At 72.0% G+C, this 17773-nt stretch carries 14 protein-coding genes and 1 pseudogene; 10 read left to right on the top strand and 5 right to left on the bottom strand.

Annotation, left to right across the window (positions count from 1 at the left end; genetic code table 11):
* Positions 1–352: 352 nt before the first annotated feature.
* Together JS521_RS21620 and JS521_RS21615 are read left to right on the top strand one after the other, a co-directional pair.
* Positions 353–562: pseudogene (locus JS521_RS21620) on the top strand (contact-dependent growth inhibition system immunity protein); the annotation flags it as partial.
* 118 nt (positions 563–680) lie between these two features.
* Positions 681–1301, top strand: a complete 621-nt coding sequence (locus JS521_RS21615) for an NADPH-dependent F420 reductase (protein ID WP_205084599.1) — start codon at positions 681–683, stop codon at positions 1299–1301.
* A 12-nt stretch (positions 1302–1313) separates the two neighbouring features.
* Here the strand turns inward: JS521_RS21615 and JS521_RS21610 are convergent, their stop codons facing one another.
* Positions 1314–1925 (bottom strand): Uma2 family endonuclease, encoded by a 612-nt coding sequence (locus JS521_RS21610; protein WP_205084598.1) that lies wholly within the window; start codon positions 1923–1925, stop codon positions 1314–1316.
* 230 nt (positions 1926–2155) lie between these two features.
* Between JS521_RS21610 and JS521_RS21605 the strand changes: the two genes are divergently transcribed.
* Complete coding sequence (locus JS521_RS21605; RefSeq protein ID WP_205084597.1) at positions 2156–3961, top strand: PP2C family protein-serine/threonine phosphatase; 1806 nt, start codon at positions 2156–2158, stop codon at positions 3959–3961.
* Complete coding sequence (locus tag JS521_RS21600) at positions 3958–4404, top strand: response regulator (protein WP_205084596.1); 447 nt, start codon at positions 3958–3960, stop codon at positions 4402–4404. The genes JS521_RS21605 and JS521_RS21600 overlap by 4 nt, the downstream gene beginning before the upstream one ends.
* Here the strand turns inward: JS521_RS21600 and JS521_RS21595 are convergent.
* A complete protein-coding gene (locus JS521_RS21595) occupies positions 4373–6847 on the bottom strand; it encodes an ATP-binding protein (RefSeq protein ID WP_239487617.1) in 2475 nt (824 codons plus the stop codon). The genes JS521_RS21600 and JS521_RS21595 overlap by 32 nt on opposite strands.
* Before the next feature lie 164 nt (positions 6848–7011).
* Between JS521_RS21595 and JS521_RS21590 the strand changes: the two genes are divergently transcribed.
* A complete protein-coding gene (locus JS521_RS21590) occupies positions 7012–7365 on the top strand; it encodes a PRC-barrel domain-containing protein (RefSeq protein ID WP_205084595.1) in 354 nt (117 codons plus the stop codon).
* A gap of 83 nt (positions 7366–7448) precedes the next feature.
* On the opposite strand, the gene JS521_RS21585 is transcribed toward JS521_RS21590, so the two are convergent.
* Entirely contained in the window at positions 7449–7685 is a 237-nt protein-coding gene (locus JS521_RS21585) for a hypothetical protein (RefSeq protein WP_205084594.1), read from the bottom strand.
* Positions 7675–7917: a hypothetical protein gene (locus JS521_RS21580; RefSeq protein ID WP_205084593.1), complete on the bottom strand. Its 243-nt coding sequence runs from the start codon at positions 7915–7917 to the stop codon at positions 7675–7677. The genes JS521_RS21585 and JS521_RS21580 overlap by 11 nt, the downstream gene beginning before the upstream one ends.
* A gap of 212 nt (positions 7918–8129) precedes the next feature.
* On the opposite strand from JS521_RS21580, the gene JS521_RS21575 reads away from it, so the two are divergent.
* Positions 8130–9173: a LacI family DNA-binding transcriptional regulator gene (locus JS521_RS21575; RefSeq protein WP_205084592.1), complete on the top strand. Its 1044-nt coding sequence runs from the start codon at positions 8130–8132 to the stop codon at positions 9171–9173.
* Between the two features lie 157 nt (positions 9174–9330).
* Here JS521_RS21575 and JS521_RS21570 read toward each other — a convergent pair whose 3' ends face one another.
* Positions 9331–12165, bottom strand: coding sequence for a glycosyl hydrolase (locus JS521_RS21570; protein WP_205084591.1), 2835 nt, complete (start codon positions 12163–12165; stop codon positions 9331–9333).
* 235 nt (positions 12166–12400) lie between these two features.
* On the opposite strand from JS521_RS21570, the gene JS521_RS21565 reads away from it, so the two are divergent.
* From JS521_RS21565 to JS521_RS21550, 4 genes are all read left to right on the top strand, one after another.
* Positions 12401–13705 (top strand): ABC transporter substrate-binding protein, encoded by a 1305-nt coding sequence (locus tag JS521_RS21565; protein WP_205084590.1) that lies wholly within the window; start codon positions 12401–12403, stop codon positions 13703–13705.
* A gap of 144 nt (positions 13706–13849) precedes the next feature.
* Complete coding sequence (locus JS521_RS21560; protein ID WP_205084589.1) at positions 13850–14830, top strand: carbohydrate ABC transporter permease; 981 nt, start codon at positions 13850–13852, stop codon at positions 14828–14830.
* Positions 14827–15741, top strand: coding sequence for a carbohydrate ABC transporter permease (locus JS521_RS21555; RefSeq protein ID WP_205084588.1), 915 nt, complete (start codon positions 14827–14829; stop codon positions 15739–15741). The genes JS521_RS21560 and JS521_RS21555 overlap by 4 nt, the downstream gene beginning before the upstream one ends.
* A gap of 64 nt (positions 15742–15805) precedes the next feature.
* Positions 15806–17233: a GH1 family beta-glucosidase gene (locus JS521_RS21550; protein ID WP_205084587.1), complete on the top strand. Its 1428-nt coding sequence runs from the start codon at positions 15806–15808 to the stop codon at positions 17231–17233.
* The last annotated feature ends 540 nt before the right edge of the window (positions 17234–17773 follow it).

Genomic DNA, 17773 nt, shown 5'->3' with positions numbered 1-17773 from the left:
CCCGCGCCCCTCGCCCCGGGGTGGGACCCCCTCTCCCCCCCCCCCCCCCCCGCCCCCGCGCCCCCCCCCCCCCCCGCGCGCGGCCGCCCCCCCCCCCCCCCGCCCCCCGGGAGCCGTACTCGTCCGTGCCGGAAAACCGGCTGCCCCAAAGTGATCCGGAGCCTCCTACGTCAAGAAGCCCCCAAGGCTCCGGTGGTCCCCGGTCGACGGTGCGACCGCGTTGTTAAGGTGTGCGACCTTGATCCACCTTTCACTGTCCTGACCTCCATGCCGGCCCCTGTGAAGAAGAAGGGCGAAGCGGCCTGGCCCTCGCGTCCCGAGCCGGTCGGACGGGTGCTGGTTCGAGGACCATGCGGCCGCGCTCCAGGACTATCTGGACAGCACGGTTCCGGGACTGGTGGCCCAGCTCGCCGGAGAGCTCCATGATCTGCTCGCGTTGCCCGTCGAGGAGCCGGACTACGCCGTGGGACTGGCCGAACTCGGCCTGGAGGTCGCCCCTCCGGCACCGCTCAGCATCGTCGGATGGCTGGTCGAACTCGCCCGCGCGGCCGGCCGCCACTGACGGGACCACCACGGACGCCGCGCACCGACACCCGCCCTCCGGACTACGCCCTTGGTACGGCCCGCACAGGACCACCGACCGATCCGCCCCGGGCACCCCGCCGCCTAGCGTCGTGCCCATGCGAATCGGACTGCTCGGCACCGGAAATGTCGCCCGCGCCCTGGCCACCGGCTGGCGCGCCGCAGGGCACGACGTCCTCCTCGGATCGCGTCACCCGAAGGAACGGACCGACCTCGGCCTGCCCGTCGCGGGCCTCGACGAGACGGCCGCACACGCGGAGGTCCTGGTCAACGCGACGCCCGGCGGCGTCTCCGTGGACCTGCTCCACTCGATCGGGGCCCCGGCCCTGGAAGGCACCCTGCTGATCGACGTCGGGGTCGGCCTCTCCGACGACTTCAGCGCCCTCACCCACCCCAACAGCAGCCTCGGCGAGCTGATCCAGGAGGCCTTCCCCCTGACGCCCGTCGTCAAGACGCTCTGCACCATGGACTCGACCACCATGACCGCCCCGGGCGACCTCACCGAGCCGGGCACGGTCTTCCTCTCCGGCGACGACCCCGAGGCCAAGGCCACCACCGGCCGGCTGCTCACCGACCTCGGCTGGCCGGCCTCCTCCCAGCTCGACATCGGCGGCATCACGACCGCACGCGGCCAGGAGCACTTCGCGTTCCTGTTCATGGGGATCGCGGGCGGGGTGAACTCCCACACCTTCAACATCAAGGTGGTCACCCGGCCGTAGGCGCCCGACGGCTCACGAAGCGCCCGGGAACTCCTCCGTCGCCAGCTGTACGTCGAACGGGGACGGCACGGTCAGCGGCTTGCCGAACGGCACCGCGTCCGTGTGCTTGTAGGTGCCGTCCTCGTTCGGCTCGGTGAACAACGTGACCATCGGCCCCCGGGTGTCGAACCGGTCGATCAGCAGATACATCGGGACGCCCGCCCGGGCATACGCCCGGTACTTCTTGGTGCGGTCCTCCCGGGCGTTGCCGCGCGAGGTGATCTCGACGACGAGCAACGCCTCCGAGGCGTCCATCGGGTCGCTGGTCCCCGGATCGGCGTCTGTGATCAATACCCGCGGCATGACCACCAGATCGGGGACGTACAGCTTGCCCAGCGGGGCAATGTGGACGCCGAGGGTCTGGTAGATCCCCAGCCCTTCGGGCAGGCCCCTGTAGAGACGGCTCTGTACCGCCTCGGCGATCCCGTTGTGGTGTGCGTGCGGCGGCGGTACCAAAACGATCTGCCCCTCGTCGATCTCGGCGCGCCACCCCTCGGGCACGTCCAGCTCACGCCATGTCTGCAGGAGGTAGTCCCACGCGCGCCCATCCGATGCCTGGCCGTTCTCGACAAACGCTGCGGTCATCGCGGGTCCCTTCTTCCGTGGCCTTGCCGAGCAGGCTAGATCGGGGTTTCACGGCCGCCGGCCGTTCCCTCACAGCGTCCCACGATCGAGTGGTCGCGCACAGGCAGCACGCCCTTACCGCCCGGTACCGGCGCCCCCCGCCCCAGGAATGAAATCCAGCCCCCCGGTCATACTGGCCCAGGACAGACAACGGGCAGCAGACGCCGAACGACGGCACCGGAGGGCGGGGCATGGTCGACGACGACACCTGGTCCGGTGCACTGCACCGGCTCTGGCAGGCCGCCTCGCGGGCGGAGGAGGTCGCCGCGCTGGCCGACGACGTCTACGCGCCGCTCCTCGCCACCCCGGGCGTCCACCTCGTCGTGGGCACCCGGTGGGACGAGGGCCCCACCCTGCGGTACATGCGGGCCCTCAGCTCCGGGAGCGAGACCCCGGTGATCGTCGCGACGGCCCGTACGTTGCCGGGGGCCGCCGGCCGCGAACCGGACGGCGAGCCGGCCGTCACCCGGGTCCGGGTGGACGCGCTCGACGACGCGGCGTGGCCGGAGGCGGAGTTCCTGCGGCAGTCGCCCGGGGCATCCGTCGTCGGGTGCACCTTCCGGCTCGACCGGAGCGGCTGGGCGGGGCTCAGCGTCGCCGTGGACGCCTCGGCCGACACGGAGGGCGTCGCCCGCCGCCTCGCCCAGGCCGTCGACGTCATCGTCGCCTGCCACACCGGCATACTCCAGCGCGGCCGCGAGGCCCGCCGGGGCGCCGACGACGCCCTGCTCGCCGAGGCCTCGCTCCAGATGGACTCGTCCCTCGACGTCGAGGACACCCTCAGACGGGTGGCCCGGATCGCCGTCCCGGCCGTCGCCGACGGCTGCCTCGTCCACCTGCTGCGCAAGGAAGGCCCCGAGTTCGTCGCCGCCACCCACGTCGCCGTCCAGCAGCAGCGCGCGCTGGAGGCGGCGGGCCGCGAAGACCCGTGGCTGGCGGATCTGCTCGCCCGCCGCGACGACGGCGACCAGGCGCTGTTCCTGGGCGGCGCCGACCTCGACGGATCCCCGTTCGCCGACCCCGGTCCCGCCGGCGCGGACGGCCGGCACCCCACGGTGGTCAGCGTCAGCACCCTGCACGCCCGGGGCCGCGTCGTGGGCACCATCACCTTCGTCTACCAGCGCCCCGAGGACCGGCTGCCCGACAGCGCCTTCCTCGACAGCCTCGCCACCCGCGCCGCCCTCGCCATCGACAACGCCCTGCTGTACGAGCTGCGCCGGCACGCCGTCCTCTCGCTCCAGGAGCATCTGCTCCCCTCGAAGCTTCCGGCCGCCGCGGGGTGGGACCTGTCGGCGAGTTACGAGGTCGGCGACCCGATGCTCGACGTCGGCGGCGACTTCTACGACGCCGTGCCCCGCCCGGACGGCTCCATCGCCCTGCTGATCGGCGACGTCTGCGGGCGCGGCGCGGAGGCCGCCGCCCTCACCGGCCTCGCCCGGCACACCCTGCGCACCCTCCTGGAGGAGGGCACCGACCCGGGCACCGCCCTGAGCCGCCTCAACCGGGCGCTGCGCCAGGAGGGGGCAACCCGCTTCCTCACCGCGGTCGTCGTGACGGTGACCCCCCGGGCCGACGGCACCGTGCTCCTCACCACGTGCAGCGCGGGCCACCCGCGGCCGCTGGTGCTCCGCGCGGACGGCTCCATCGGCGAGGTGGCCTCGGGCGGGCTGCTCCTCGGCATCCTGGACGACGTCTCGTACGAGAGCCACGAGGACTTCCTCGCCCCGGGCGACACCCTCGTCCTGTTCACCGACGGGCTCACCGAGTCCCGCGAGGCGGACGGCACGTACTTCGAGAGCGTCCTGCCCGAGCGCCTCTCCGCCCTGCGCGGGAGCGACGCCGCACACGTCGCGGAGAGCCTGGCCCGGCAGGCCAGGAGCTTCCGCGCCTCCGGGCAGGACGACATCGCCCTGCTCGTGGCCCGCTGGACCGGCATCACGCCCACCGACGGCCTGCTCCCCCTGGAAACCTGGCTCGAACAGGCGGCGTTGCGATGACCGGTGGCGGACTGATCCTCGTGGTCGAGGACTCGGAGGAGGACACCGAGGCCATCCAGCGCGCCCTGTCCCGCTCGCACCCCTTGCTGGACCTGGAGTTCGCCCCGCGCAGCAAGGACGTGCTGCCCCGGCTCCTGGACCCGGCCGCGCGGACCCCGGACCTGGTGCTCCTCGACCTCAACATGCCGGGCATCGGCGGCCTGACGCTGCTGTCGAGCCTGCGCGCCCACCCCGCGTGCGCGTCGCTGACCGTGGTGGTCTTCACCTCCTCCACGGCCTCCGCGGAGGAGGACGCCTGCTACGCGGCGGGCGCGGACAGCTACATCTACAAGCCCGTGAACTTCGAGCTGTTCCGGACCGTGCTGCAGGGCGCGGTCGACTTCTGGCTGCCGCGCGCGGCCGACGGCGGGGCTACGGCCGCCCCTCCTGAGGCCCCAGCGTGAACCAGACGGCCGTGCCGGGACCGCCGCCGCAGTCGGCGTCCGGTGCGGCGGCCGGGCTCTCCAGCCACAGCCGGCCCCCGTGCCGTTCCACGATCCGCTTGACCACGGCCAGGCCGACGCCCGAGCCGCCGCCCCGCTCGTCGCGGCGGTGCAGTCGGCGGAACAGCTGGACCACGTCCTCCTGCTGCCCGGCCGGGATGCCGATGCCGTTGTCGCGGACGACGAGAGCCGTCACCGTTCCCCCGCCCGCCCCGCCCGCGTCCGCGCCCTCCTCAGGAGCCCGGCCCGGCGCCGCGATGCGTACGGCTTCCACCCACACCCGCCGCTCCCCCGTGCCCTCGTCCGCCGCGTACTTGGCCGCGTTCACGAGCAGGTTCTCCAGCACCTCGCGCAACCGCTCCCGGTCCGCCCGCAGCCGGGGCAGGGCGGCCGGGCGCACCAGCGTCACCCCCTGCTCGGCCAGCCGTCCCCCGGCCACCACCAGCGCGTCGTCCAGCACCTCGTCGACCGACAGCACCTCCCGCTCCAGGCCCACCTGCCCCAGCCGGGAGAAGTGCAGCAGCGAATCCAGCAGCCCGTCCATGCGCTCCGCGAGCCGCCGCACCGTGGTCAGCCGGCGCAGGGACGTCGTGTCCAGTACGGTTCCGGCGTCCTCGACGATGAACGCCGCGGCGTTCGAGATCCCCCGCAACGGCTCCTTGAGGTCGTGCGCCGCCGCGTGCGCGAACGAGTCCAGGTCCTCGTTCGTCCGGGCCAGCTCGGTGTTCCGCGCCTCCAGCGCCACCACCTGCCGGGTCAGCAGCCCCGACACCTCCCGCCACAGCTCGGCGGCGACCACCCGCTGGGCCGGACTCCACGCCGCGCTCCGCCCCCGTACGGTCGCCCGGTAGACCGCAGCCGAACCGCGCGGGGTCAGCCGCTCGCCGCCCGGCCCCGTGCGCACCGGCCGGGAGGGGTCGGCGGCCCACTCCCGGGGCGCCGGCCGCTCGTGCCGCCACCAGGCCAGCAGGTCGCCGTCCCGGTTGAACGGCAGGAGGAGCAGACCCGCGGGAACACCCTGCGCCTCGGCCTCCTCCGGCTCCAGACCCAGGACCTCGGGCAGCCGGTCGCTGCTCCACACCTCGCCGACGGCCCCGCGCCGCGCGAGATTCGCCAGCAGTCCGGGCAGCGCCTCGGGCAGCGGGGCCCCCGCCTCCACCGTCTCCGTGCCCCGCAGCAGCACCGCCCCGTCCGCGTCGAGCAGTTCGACCAGGCCGGATCCGGGCCTCATCCAGTCGTCCGACGCCCCGGAGGTCAACCGGGCAAGCACGGAGGCGAGCGACCGCCGGCTCCGGGCCAGCTCGTCCGCCTCCTCGCGGCCGGCGACGGCCGCGAGTTGCAGGGACAGCGCGATCCCGAAGAACTCGCACGCCGCCCGCACTTCGGGGGACAGCCGCCTCGGCTCGTCGCCGTGGCAGGCGATCAGCCCCCACAACTCCCCTTCGTGCAGCAGCGACACGGACATGGACGAGGCCACGCCGATGTTGCGCAGATACTCCAGGTGGTAGCCGGAGACCGTCCGCAGCACGGACGCGGAGAGGTCCAGCGGCTCGCCCGTGTCCGCCCGCCGCTCGGGTACGAGCCCCGCCGTGCGGTCGTCCACGTCGCCGATGACGCGGATCCAGTTGCGGGCGTAGAGGCGGCGGGCCTGCGGCGGGATGTCGGTGGCCGGGAACCACAGGTCCAGCCAGGGTTCGCGCCCCTCACTGCGGTCCTCCGCGATCACCTGGCCGGGCCCGTCACGGCCGTCGAAGCGGTACGCCACCACCCGGTCGTAGCCGGTGAGCGCCCGGATCTCGCGGACGGCGGCCGCACAGCACTCGGTGACGTCGGACGCGCCTTGCAGCTTCTGCAGGGCGCGCCGCACCCGGGGGTAGAAGTTCTGGAACACGAACGGCCCGCCCTCGGCCCGGGGTTCGAACTCCAGGACCAGCAGGTCCCCGGTCCGGTGCACGGTCACGTCGAACAGCCGGGGCCCGTCCACGCCCTCCAGCGTCATCGGCAGCACCCCGGAGGAAGCGGGCCCGTCCTGCCGGGCGACCGCGCCGGAGTCCGTCGCCGCGGGGTCCGCCCCGGCGTCCACGTCCACGTCCACGGCCTCCGCGCTCTCCCGCGCCCGGTCCCACTGCTCCTGGCCGATCAGCTCGGTGACCGGGCGGCCCAGCAAGTCCCGGGCCGCCCGGCCCAGCACCCCGGCCGCGTTCCGGCTCACGGTGTCCACGACCGCGTCGCCCCGCCGCGCGGCGACCAGCGCCCCGTACGACTGGACACCGCCGAGCAGATGGATCGGCTCGCGCACGCACTGCGACAGGTCGAACTCCTGGCTGACCCCGGCCTCGGCCGCGACCGCCCTCGGGGTGAGCCACCCGCGTACGTCTTCGGACACCGTCTCTTCTCCGTCCATCGGCTCCGGCCTTCCTACCACCGCGCCCGCCCGCACCCCCGGCGCCCGCCCGGGGAGGTGTGGGGCGACCCCCGAGGGGCACACGACGTTCAGCAGAGATATCCCGGACGTATCGATGATCCGCCGCGCGAACGAGCAGGCGACCTTCGCGAAAGGAGCCACACATGAGCGACTCCCTCTGGGGCTACCAGCCGGCGAGCGGTCACACCACGGGCGCCGATCTGACCGGATACGCGGTCGAGGCCACCGACGGCAGCATCGGAAAGGTCGACAAGCACTCCGACGAGGTGGGCTCGGCCTATCTGCTCGTCGACACCGGAGCCTGGATCTTCGGCAAGCACGTGCTGCTGCCCGCCGGCACGGTGAAGCGCATCGACACCGAGGACCGGAAGGTCTACGTCGACCTCACCAAGGACCAGGTCAAGGACTCCCCGGAGTTCGACCGCCACCAGCAGACCGAGGACCCGCTCTACCACGAGCAACTGAGTGCGTACTACATGGCCTACCGCATCATGTGACGCGGTGCGCGCCCCCTCGACGGCGGCGGGCCCGACCCCGAGGAGGGGTCGGCCCCGCCGCCTCATGTGAGGACGGCCCCGCCTCAACGCGGCAGCTGTCCCTCCCTGTTGATCTCCGTCACCCGGGCCCGCAGCACCACGCCCGGTGACGCCGTCCGCACCGCCTCCGGCGGGCAGTCCCACTCCGGCCCTCCGCCGGGCGGCCGCAGCCGCACGTCCGGCCCCGACCGGCCCGTCACCCGGCCCACCCGCCCGTCCCGCGCGTCCACGGCGAACGCGCCCTCCTCGGGCGTACCCGGCGCACATCCTTCACCCGTCATGACCGCTCTCCTTCTCCGCCAGCACCTCGCACAGCCGCAACGCGGTGTCGATGTTGCAGCGGCCCAGATCGACCAGGGGCGCCGGTTCGTCGCCCGCGCACGAGACCGGGTCGATCCGCAGGGACGGCAGCTTCACCCCGAACTCCGCGAGCCCTTCCCTCAGCTGCTCCACGGCGTCCTCAGCCGTCCGTACCCGCTCCGCCGCCGCCCTGCGCCGCTCCGTCGCTTCCATGCCACACACCTTCCACTCTGCGTGATGGGCATGCATACCCAGCGTGTTCAACGCGCAGGTGGCCCGGAAGAGGCGCACAGCGGGGCCCAACCACCCGCCAGACCCCCGAAACCTTCTCTGGGAGCGCTCTCAGCACGGCCGGCACCCGGCGCTAGGCTGTAGACGAGCCGGCGGCCCGCGTACCGCCGCCCCGTCGACAAGGAGCGACCGCCTTGACCGAGCAGTCCCCCGGATCCCGGCCCACCCTGGAAGCCGTCGCGGCCCGCGCGGGGGTGTCGCGGGCCACGGCCTCGCGGGTGGTCAACGGGGGCGACGGCGTCCGCAAGCCGCTCGTGGACAAGGTGCTCAAGGCCGTCGACGAGCTGGGCTACATCCCGAACCACGCGGCGCGGACCCTCGTCACGCGGCGCACCGGCGCGGTGGCCGTCGTCATAGCCGAGCCGGAGACGCGGTTCTTCTCGGACCCGTTCTTCTCCCAGCAGATCCGGGGCATCAGCAAGGAGCTCACCGCCCACGACACCCAGCTCGTCCTGCTGCTGGTGGAGGGCCCCGGGGACTTCGACCGGATAGCCCGCTATCTGTCCGGCGGGCACGTCGACGGGGCGCTCGCGTTCTCGCTGCACACCGACGACCCGGTGCCCGCGATCACCCGGCGGGCGGGCATCCCGGCGGTGTACGGCGGCCGGCCCAGCTGGACCGCCGACCCGGGCGACCAGGCCGTTCCGTACGTCGACGCGGACAACCGGGGCGGGGCGCGGCTGGCGGTGCAGTATCTGAAGGACCTCGGGCGGCAGCGCATCGCGCACATCGGCGGCCCCGCCGACCAGACCTCGGCGATGGACCGGCTGGACGGCTACCGGGACGTGCTGCTGGACGTGGACCCGACGCTCGTCGCCGACGGCGCGTTCACCGTGGAGAGCGGGGCGCGGGCGATGGCGGAGCTGCTGGAGCGGCGGCCCGACCTGGACGCGGTGTTCGTCGCCAACGACCTGATGGCCTCGGGCGCACTGCGGGTCCTGCGCGAGCGGGGGATCTCCGTGCCGGAGCAGGTGGCGCTGGTGGGGTTCGACGACATGGACTCGGTGGCCTCGGAGACCGATCCACCGCTGACGACCGTCGGCCAGGAGATCGAGGGGCAGGGGCGGCTGATGGCCCGGCTGCTGCTGCGCGCCCTGGACCGGGAGCGTACGGGCAGCGGGGACGTCCCGGAGTCGGTGATCACCCCGGTCACGCTGGTACGGCGGGCCTCGGCCTGAAGCGGGGCCGCTCCGGGGCCCGGCCCCGCGCACGCGTACGGCGGGCCTCCGCCCGAAGCCGGCCCGGCCCCGCACGAACGTACGGCGGGCCTCCGCCTGAGGAACCGGAGACCCGCCGCGCTCTACGTCACCCCTGCCGGTCGTCGACCGGCAGCGGTCACTGGTAAGGAATCCGCAGCACCGCCGCGTCCGTGCCGGTCTGCACCTGGGACGTGCCGCTGCCGAGCGCGTTCCAGATCTCCAGCCGGACCGTGCCGTTCTTCAGCTCGCCCAGGCTGCCGGTGGCCGCCTTGACGCCCGCCGCCTGGGTGTACTCCTCCCACCCGTTGACCGGGTCGGTCGCGAAGTAGCGGAAGGTCTCGGCCCGGTCGAACGTGCCGTCGCCGGTCAGGTCGTAGCTGACCCGGACCTGCGGGGCGAGCCCGACCTTGGTGCCCGCGTCCACCCGGAGGCGGAACGCGGTGGCGGCCCCGGCGGTGACCTTGCCGTTGACCTTCTTCACCTCGTAGACGGTCGGGCGGTACGGGGTGCCGTCCCGGTTGACGCCGTCGGCCGAGGCGATGGTGTCCGCGCCCGCCGGGTCGGTGGTGGCGGTGGTGAGGGTGCCGCCGGTCTTGAGCCGGAAGGTGTTGCCGGTGGACGGGTTGCCCGGGTCCGGGTCGGGATCGGGGTCCGGGTCTCCGCCGCCGGGGCCCGTGCTGACGGCCTGCGAACGGGCCGGCACGGACAGGGTCTTGCCGTCGGAGAAGGTCACCGTGCGCGTCGCGGTGCCGTGGTTGTGCGCGGTGTAGGTGCGGGTGCCGTTCTTCGAGAAGACGGCGGAGGTCGGGATGTCGCCGGTGACCGTCATGTCCGGGGCGCCGACCGTGTTCAGGGTGTTGATCCAGTGGTAGGTGTGCGCCTTGGACTCACCCTGCTCCGGCTCGTAATTCCCGTTCACACCATCCCACTTGGCCTTCGCCGACGTCGGGTCGGAGAGGGCCTCGAACTCCCAGAGCAGGTCGCGCCACTCCTGGGCCGGGCCGCCGTTCTCGCGCTCCATCTCGGCGATGTTCCGCTTGATGGCCGCCTTCTCGCGGGCCAGGTGCAGTGAACCGCCGGTCACCGGGAGGACGTTGATGCCGTGGATCTCCTCCGGGTTGGCCGTCCACCAGGTGGAGTAGGAGGCGCCGCTGCCCCAGACCATGCCGACCGTGCCGTACTTGTACGAGGCCGGGAAGACGGTGTCGTTGGCGTCGAACCAGTATTGGGTGATCGCCTCGGACTCGGTCGTCAGCAGGTAACTGCCGAGATCACGGAGGGAGTTGTCACCCATGGCCGAGCCGAAGAGCACCAGACCGGCGCTGAGGTTGATGGACTCCGAGGACGACTCCTGGTTGTTGCCCGCCGCGAAGCCCTGGTGGCCGGAGGCCCAGCTGTGGCCCGCGTAGACGTCGAAGCCGCGCAGGAAGGGGTAGGCGGAGTCGGTGCGGCTGGCGTTGGCGGTGTCGCGGATGAGGTGCTTGATCATCGTGCCCCAGGCCGAGTCGGCCGCCCAGGCCTGGTCGTACTGGGCGATGATCGCCGCCGCGTAGACGTAGTAGCTGTAGTGGAAGTGGTGGTCGTTGAGCTCGGTGTCGCTGCCGTACGAGGCCGGGTAGCCGGTGAGGGTCTTCCAGTCCTTGTCGTAGCTGAACTCGCTGGCCCCGCCCGCCGTGAACCACTCCTGGAGCCGGCCCTTCATCAGGCCGAGGAGCTTGTCGCGGGTGGCGGTCTGGCCGATCTGGTCGGCGACGGGAACCAGTTGGGCCAGCTTGCCGAGCGCCTTGCCGGTCCAGTAGGTGTCCGTGGCCCCCGAGAACGGGTCGGAGGCGCCTGCCACCTCGTTGAGGTAGCCGGTCAGCCGGGCCTTGTCGACGCCGCTGGAGGCGGGCAGCGCGGGCACCACGCCCTGGTTCTTCTGGCTGGTGGTGAAGGTGGCGGACTCGCGGACCTTCATCGTGCCGCGCGGCGACACGTACGTGTACGGGGTCAGCGCGTCGGAGGTGTGCAGCCACTGGTGGCGGTAGAGGGCCTGGAGCGTGCCGCGCTCGGTGCCCTCCTTGGCCTCGGTGGTCAGGCTGTAGGTCGCCCGGACGTTGCCGCCGGTGGTCTGCCAGGCCACCTGGGAGCCGGTGACGAAGCTGAAGGCGTACTTCCGGTAGGTGGCGAGCGCGTCCGTGGAGGGCAGCACGGCGAGCGAGAAGTAGTCCTTCGAGCCGAGCCCGGCGGTGATCGTGGAACCGGAGATGTTCCAGTCGCTGCCGGTCGGCGCGAAGAGCGCGTAGTGGTGCCCGGCGACGGTGATGCCGAGGACGTTGCCCTGGTCGGAGAAGACGGTGGGCGCGGAGGCGGTCGTGATGCGGGCGTCGCCGCCGGAGCCCTTGGCGTACACGAAGGGCATGCCGTGGCCGATGGTGGCCCGGAAGGTGCGCGATCCGTCGGCCCAGTAGGGCGTCACCGTCCAGTCGGACCAGGCGTCGGCCTTGGTGTCGGGCGAGTTCAGGCCGGAGAGCCCGACGGTGAGGTCGGCCTTGTGGGCGTACTCGTACTGGCGGCCGTCGCCGACGATCGCGGGCGTGGTCGGATAGCCGACCTCCAGGCCGGAGGCCTTGGCCTGGTACGTGAGCGGGTGCCCGTACATGGGGGTGCTGTACGGGTTGTCGCCGTAGCGCTGGAAGGCCAGCGACGACCACCAGTCGTTGGTCGGGACCGGCTTGTCCCGCACGGCGGAGGTGAGCTTCGGGGTGACGGGCGCCCCGGTGTTGGTGGTCGGCCCCTGGGTGCCGGCCGGGCGCGCGTCGGTGTAGCTGCCGGCGCCGGCGGGGATGGTGGCGGCGGCAGCGGGGGAAGCTGCGGGGCCCAGACCCACGGCGGCCACGGCGATCGCGAGGAGCGTCGCGGCCGCGGGTCTGGGGGTGACTCGGGAAACGAGTCCGGAGAGGGAGGTCAGCACGAGCAGCACCTCGATCATGGGGGGCGTAGAGCGCGTTCGAGAGCGCTCTCAAGTGCCAAGGAACGTAAAACTCCTGAAACGTAAGTGTCAAGAGAACGCACACAGGCGGCAGTTGGATGGTCGTCCGGTGTAACGCCAAGCTGTTATGCGTTCGAGTCTTGACGGGGCGGGGGCAGTGGGAGACGCTCCAGACGCAGGTTTTGAGAGCGCTCTCAAGGCGCTCGGTTCATCCCGAAGCCAAGGGAGGCTTCCCATGCCCATCGCCCGAGCCGCCAAGAGAGCCACCGCCCGCCTCGGCGCGGTCGTCCTCGCCGGGGCCCTCCTCGCCGCCTGTGGATCCAGCGACTCGTCGGACTCCTCCGACAGCGCGGGCGGAAAGGTCACGCTCAACGTCGACCTCTTCGGGTCCTTCGGCTTCAAGGAGGCCGGCCTCTACGAGGAGTACCAGAAGCTCAACCCGAACATCACGATCAAGCAGAGCGACACCCAGGACGAGGCGGACTACTGGAAGTCGCTCCAGACCCGGCTCGCGGGCGGCGGCGGTCTGGCGGACGTGCAGGGCGTCGAGGTGGGCCGCATCGCGTCGGTCACCCAGCAGCAGTCCGACAAGTTCCAGGACCTGAAGGAGTTCGGGGCCGACAAGCTCAAGGGCGAGTTCGCCGAGGCCAAGTGGTCGGCGGCGACCACCGAGGACGGCAAGATCCTCGGCCTCGGCACGGACGTCGGCCCCGAGGCGATGTGCTACCGCACGGACCTCTTCAAGGAGGCCGGCCTGCCCACGGACCGCGAGGAGCTCGCCGAGAAGTGGGCCACGTGGGACGGCTACCTGGAGCTGGGCAAGGAGTACAAGAAGAAGGCCCCCGCCAAGAGCGCCTGGCTGGACAGCGTCGGCTCGCTCTACGGGATCATGATCGGCCAGGAGAAGGAGCGTTACTACGACGCCTCCGGCGAGCTGATCTACGACAAGAACCCGGCGGTCAAGGAGGCCTGGGACACCTCCGTGGAGGCGGCCGAGGCGGGCCTGAGCGCCAAGCTCGACCAGTGGTCCCCGCAGTGGAACCAGGCGTTCTCGGCCGGTTCGTTCGCCACGATCCCGTGCCCGGCCTGGATGCTCGGCTACGTCAAGGGCCAGGCCGGCGACGCGGGCAAGGGCAAGTGGGACATCGCCAAGCTGCCCGGCGGCGCGGGCAACTGGGGCGGCTCGTACCTCTCCATCCCGCGTGCGGCCAAGCACAAGGAGGAGGCGTACAAGCTGATCGAGTGGCTGACCGCCCCCGAGCAGCAGGCGAAGGTCTTCCAGAAGCAGGGCAACTTCCCGTCCTCGACCGGCGCCATCGAGACGATCGCGGACGCGAAGGACGACTACTTCTCCGGCGCGCCGATCGGCCAGATCTTCGGTGACGCGGCGAAGGAGGCCCCGGTCCAGGTGCTGGGTGTGCACGACCAGAACGTGATGCAGCAGATCACGAACGCGCTGGGCGAGGTCGAGCGCAAGGGCGTGTCGTCGGACAAGGCGTGGGGCACGGCGAAGAAGGGCGTGGACAACGTGATCGGCTGACCCGCCGGTCCGTACCGTCCTGCTCCTCCTCGCCCTCCCGGGGCCGGGCCACCGGTGCACACCACGGTGGCCCGGCCCCGCCCCCGTACGCCGCTCCTCTCCTCTCCGTAACCAGACCGCCCACCGATCCCGAAGGGCCGCACCGTGTCCCTCACCGCCACCGCGAAGGCCGGGCCCCCCAGCCCCGCCGGAACCGGGCCCGGCCCCGACGACGGCCGGGCCGCCGCGCTCCGGCGCACCTGGCGCAAGGCCTCCCCGTACGCCTACATCGCCCCCTTCTTCACGCTCTTCATCGCCTTCGGCCTCTTCCCGCTCGTCTACACGGCGTTCGTCTCGCTCTACCGGGTCGAGCTCCAGACGAGCGGCGAGATGGAGTGGCGGGGCATCGCCAACTACACGGCGCTGTTCACCGACGAGTTCTTCTGGACCTCGCTGCGCAACACGTTCACGATCGGCGTGCTGTCCACGGTCCCGCAGCTCGCGATGGCGCTCGGCCTTGCGCACCTGCTCAACTACAAGCTGCGCGGCCGGACCTTCATCCGGACCGCGATCCTGCTCCCGTACGCGACGTCCGTCGCCGCCGCGACGCTGGTCTTCGCGCAGCTCTTCGGCAAGGACTTCGGGCTGATCAACTACGTGATCGGTCTGGTCGGCTTCGACCCGGTGGACTGGCAGACCGGCACGGTGGCGTCGCAGATCGCGGTGTCGTCGATCGTCGTCTGGCGGTGGACCGGCTACAACGCGCTGATCTACCTGGCGGGCATGCAGTCGATCCCGCACGAGCTGTACGAGGCGGCGGAGATGGACGGGGCGTCGCGCTGGCGGCAGTTCATCCACGTCACGCTCCCCGGGCTGCGCCCCACGATCGTCTTCACGGTCATCATCTCGACCATCGGGGCGACCCAACTCTTCGGTGAGCCGCTGCTGTTCGAGGGGTCGATCTCGGGCGGTATCTCGCACCAGTACCAGACCCTCGGCCTGTACATGTACGAGCAGGGCTGGGGCTTCTTCCACCTGGGCCGGGCCGCGGCCATCGCCTGGGTGATGTTCGTCCTGATCGTGGTGCTCGTCGGGGTCAACGCCCTGCTCGTGCGCCGCCGCGCACGCAAGGAGGCCGGCCGATGACCGCGCTCGCCGCACCGCCGACCGCGCCCGAGAAGGGCGACCCGCCGCAGACCCCGCCGTCGGGCAGGCGCATCGGCAAGGGAGGCGCGGGCCGCACGATGAAGGGCGGCTGGCTCTCCTACCTGATCCTCGGCTTCGCCCTGCTCATCTCGGCGTTCCCGTTCTACTGGACGATCGTCGCGGCCAGCCGGTCCAACGCGGACATGGCGAAGGTCCCGCCGAGCCTGCTGCCGGGCCCGAACCTGATCAAGAACTTCGAGCAGGTCCTCGAAGAGGCGGACATCGGCAAGGCGCTGCTGAACTCGCTGATCGTGTCGGGTTCGATCACGATCGGCACGGTCCTGTGCTGCACGCTGGCCGGATTCGCCTTCGCCAAGCTGAAGTTCAAGGGCCGCAACGCGCTGCTGACGCTGACGATCGGGACGATGATGATCCCGCCGCAGCTCGGCGTGATCCCGCTGTTCATGCTGATCGCCGAGCTCCAGTGGGTGAACCAGCTCCAGGCGGTCATCCTGCCCGGCCTGGTCTCGGCCTTCGGTGTCTTCTTCATGCGCCAGTACCTGGTGCAGTCGCTGCCGGACGAGCTGATCGAGGCGGCCCGGGTCGACGGCGCGTCCACCGCGCGCATCTTCTGGTCGATCGTGATCCCGATCGCGCGGCCGGGGATGGCGGTGCTCGGGATGCTCACGTTCATGACGGCGTGGAACGACTTCTTCTGGCCGATCATCGCGCTGTCCTCGCAGGAGCCGACCGTGCAGGTCGCGCTGCGCCAGCTCGGCGGCGGTTACGTCAACGACCAGTCGGTGATCATGGCCGGCACGCTGCTCGGCACGTTGCCCGTGCTGCTGGTATTCGGTCTGCTGGGCCGGCAGAACGTCGGCGGCATCATGCAGGGCGCGGTGAAGGGCTGACCGCCCTGCCCCCACCTCTGGGGCGCCCGTCCCCTCCCCCCTCACTTCCTGGAGTGTCAGTCTCATGACCGCTGTCGATGCCCGCCCGGCGACCGCCGCAGGCGCCCTCCCCGAGACCGGTACGGTGCTCCGTTTCCCCACCGCCTTCCGGTGGGGCACGGCCACCGCCGCGTACCAGATCGAGGGCGGGGCCGCCGAGGGCGGCCGCACCCCCTCCATCTGGGACACGTTCAGCCGGACGCCCGGCAAGGTGCGCAACGGCGACACCGGTGACATCGCCGCCGACCATCTGCACCGGATGCCGGACGACGTCCGCCTGATGAAGGAACTGGGCGTCACGGACTACCGGTTCTCCGTCTCCTGGCCCCGGGTCCAGCCGACCGGCCGGGGCCCGGCGGTGGAGCGCGGCCTGGACTTCTACCGCCGCCTGGTGGACGAGCTGCTGGGCGCCGGCATCAGACCGGTGGCCACGCTCTACCACTGGGACCTGCCGCAGGAGCTGGAGGACGCGGGCGGCTGGCCGGAGCGGGACACGGCGCACCGGTTCGCGGAGTACGCGGGCCTGGTGGCGGGGGCGCTGGGCGACCGGGTGACGACCTGGACGACGCTGAACGAGCCCTGGTGCGCGGCGTTCCTGGGGTACGGGAACGGGGTCCACGCCCCGGGCCGGACGAGCGACCTGGCGGCCCTGCGTGCCGCCCACCACCTGAACCTGGCGCACGGGGCGGGCGCGCGGGTCCTGCGGGACCGCCTCCCGGAGACGGCCGAGATCTCCCTCACCCTGAACCTCCACGCGCTGCGCCCCCTGACCGACACGGCGGCGGACCGGGACGCGGTGCGCCGGATCGACGCGGTGGCGAACCGGATCTTCCTGGACCCGGTGTTCCACGGAAGGCTGCCGGAGGACCTGGTGGCGGACACGGCGGCGGTGACGGACTGGTCGTTCGTGAAGGACGGCGACCTGGAGGTCACCTCCACCCCGATCGACTCGCTGGGCATCAACTACTACTCCCCGAGCGTGGTTTCGGCGGGCACGTCGGAGTCCCCGTCCCCCTGGGCGGGCGCGGAACAGCACGTGGCGTTCACCCCGGCGGAGGGCCCGCGCACGGCGATGGACTGGCCGGTGGACGCGAACGGCCTGTACGAACTGCTGACCCGCCTGCGCGACGAACTCCCGTCCGTGCCGGTGCTGGTGACGGAGAACGGGGCGGCGTACGAGGACTACGCGGACCCGGAGGGCGAGGTCCACGACCCGGAGCGGGTGGCGTACCTGGACGGGCACCTGACGGCGGTGCACCGGGCGATCGCGGACGGGGTGGACGTACGCGGCTACTTCCTGTGGTCGCTGCTGGACAACTTCGAGTGGGCGTACGGCTACAGCAAGCGGTTCGGCATCGTGCACGTGGACTTCGCGTCGCAGCGGCGGACGGTGAAGGACAGCGCGCGGTGGTACGCGGGGGTCATCGGGCGGGGCGGTCTGGAGCGGAGCTGATCCCACTCGCTCACCGAAGCGAAGGGCCCCGGGGTGTGCGTCGTGCGCGACCCGGGGCCCTTCGGCGTGCGCGCCCCGGGGCCCTTCGGCTTGGGCGCCCGGGGGCCCTTCGGCGTGCGCGACCGCTGATTCTCCAGGATTCAACCGGACGCCTGACGCCCGATTCCCCCCGAATTCGGCTGGGCGGCTTTCGGCCGGATGGAAGATCGGGGATGCACGGGAGGCGAGCGGTTGGCGGCAGCGATGAGCAACAGGGCCCCGGGGTGACCGAGAGCCCGTCCGCCCCGGTGAACCGAGGTTGATGCCTGCGCGACTCCGCGGAAGGGTGCACACCGCCCCCGCACGACGACCGAGCGGGCAACCGCTTTCACTCCCGAAGCAACATGGCGCGAATGCACCCCACGCGACAGGTGCCGCGAGACACGCCCCTTGACGACCGCCCAACCCTCGTCCGTATGGTCTAGACCAAGCAGCGAGGGCGGCCGGCCCCGTCGATCACGCACCGGCCCCAGCCTCGCTTCCCGCCCCCACCTCCAGGCG

Source organism: Streptomyces durocortorensis, from assembly GCF_016901035.1.
In the GTDB taxonomy this organism is placed as follows: Bacteria; Actinomycetota; Actinomycetes; order Streptomycetales; family Streptomycetaceae; genus Streptomyces; species Streptomyces durocortorensis.
The sequence above is the reverse complement of the archived record's forward strand: the minus strand, read 5'-3'. Positions and strand labels throughout refer to the sequence as shown.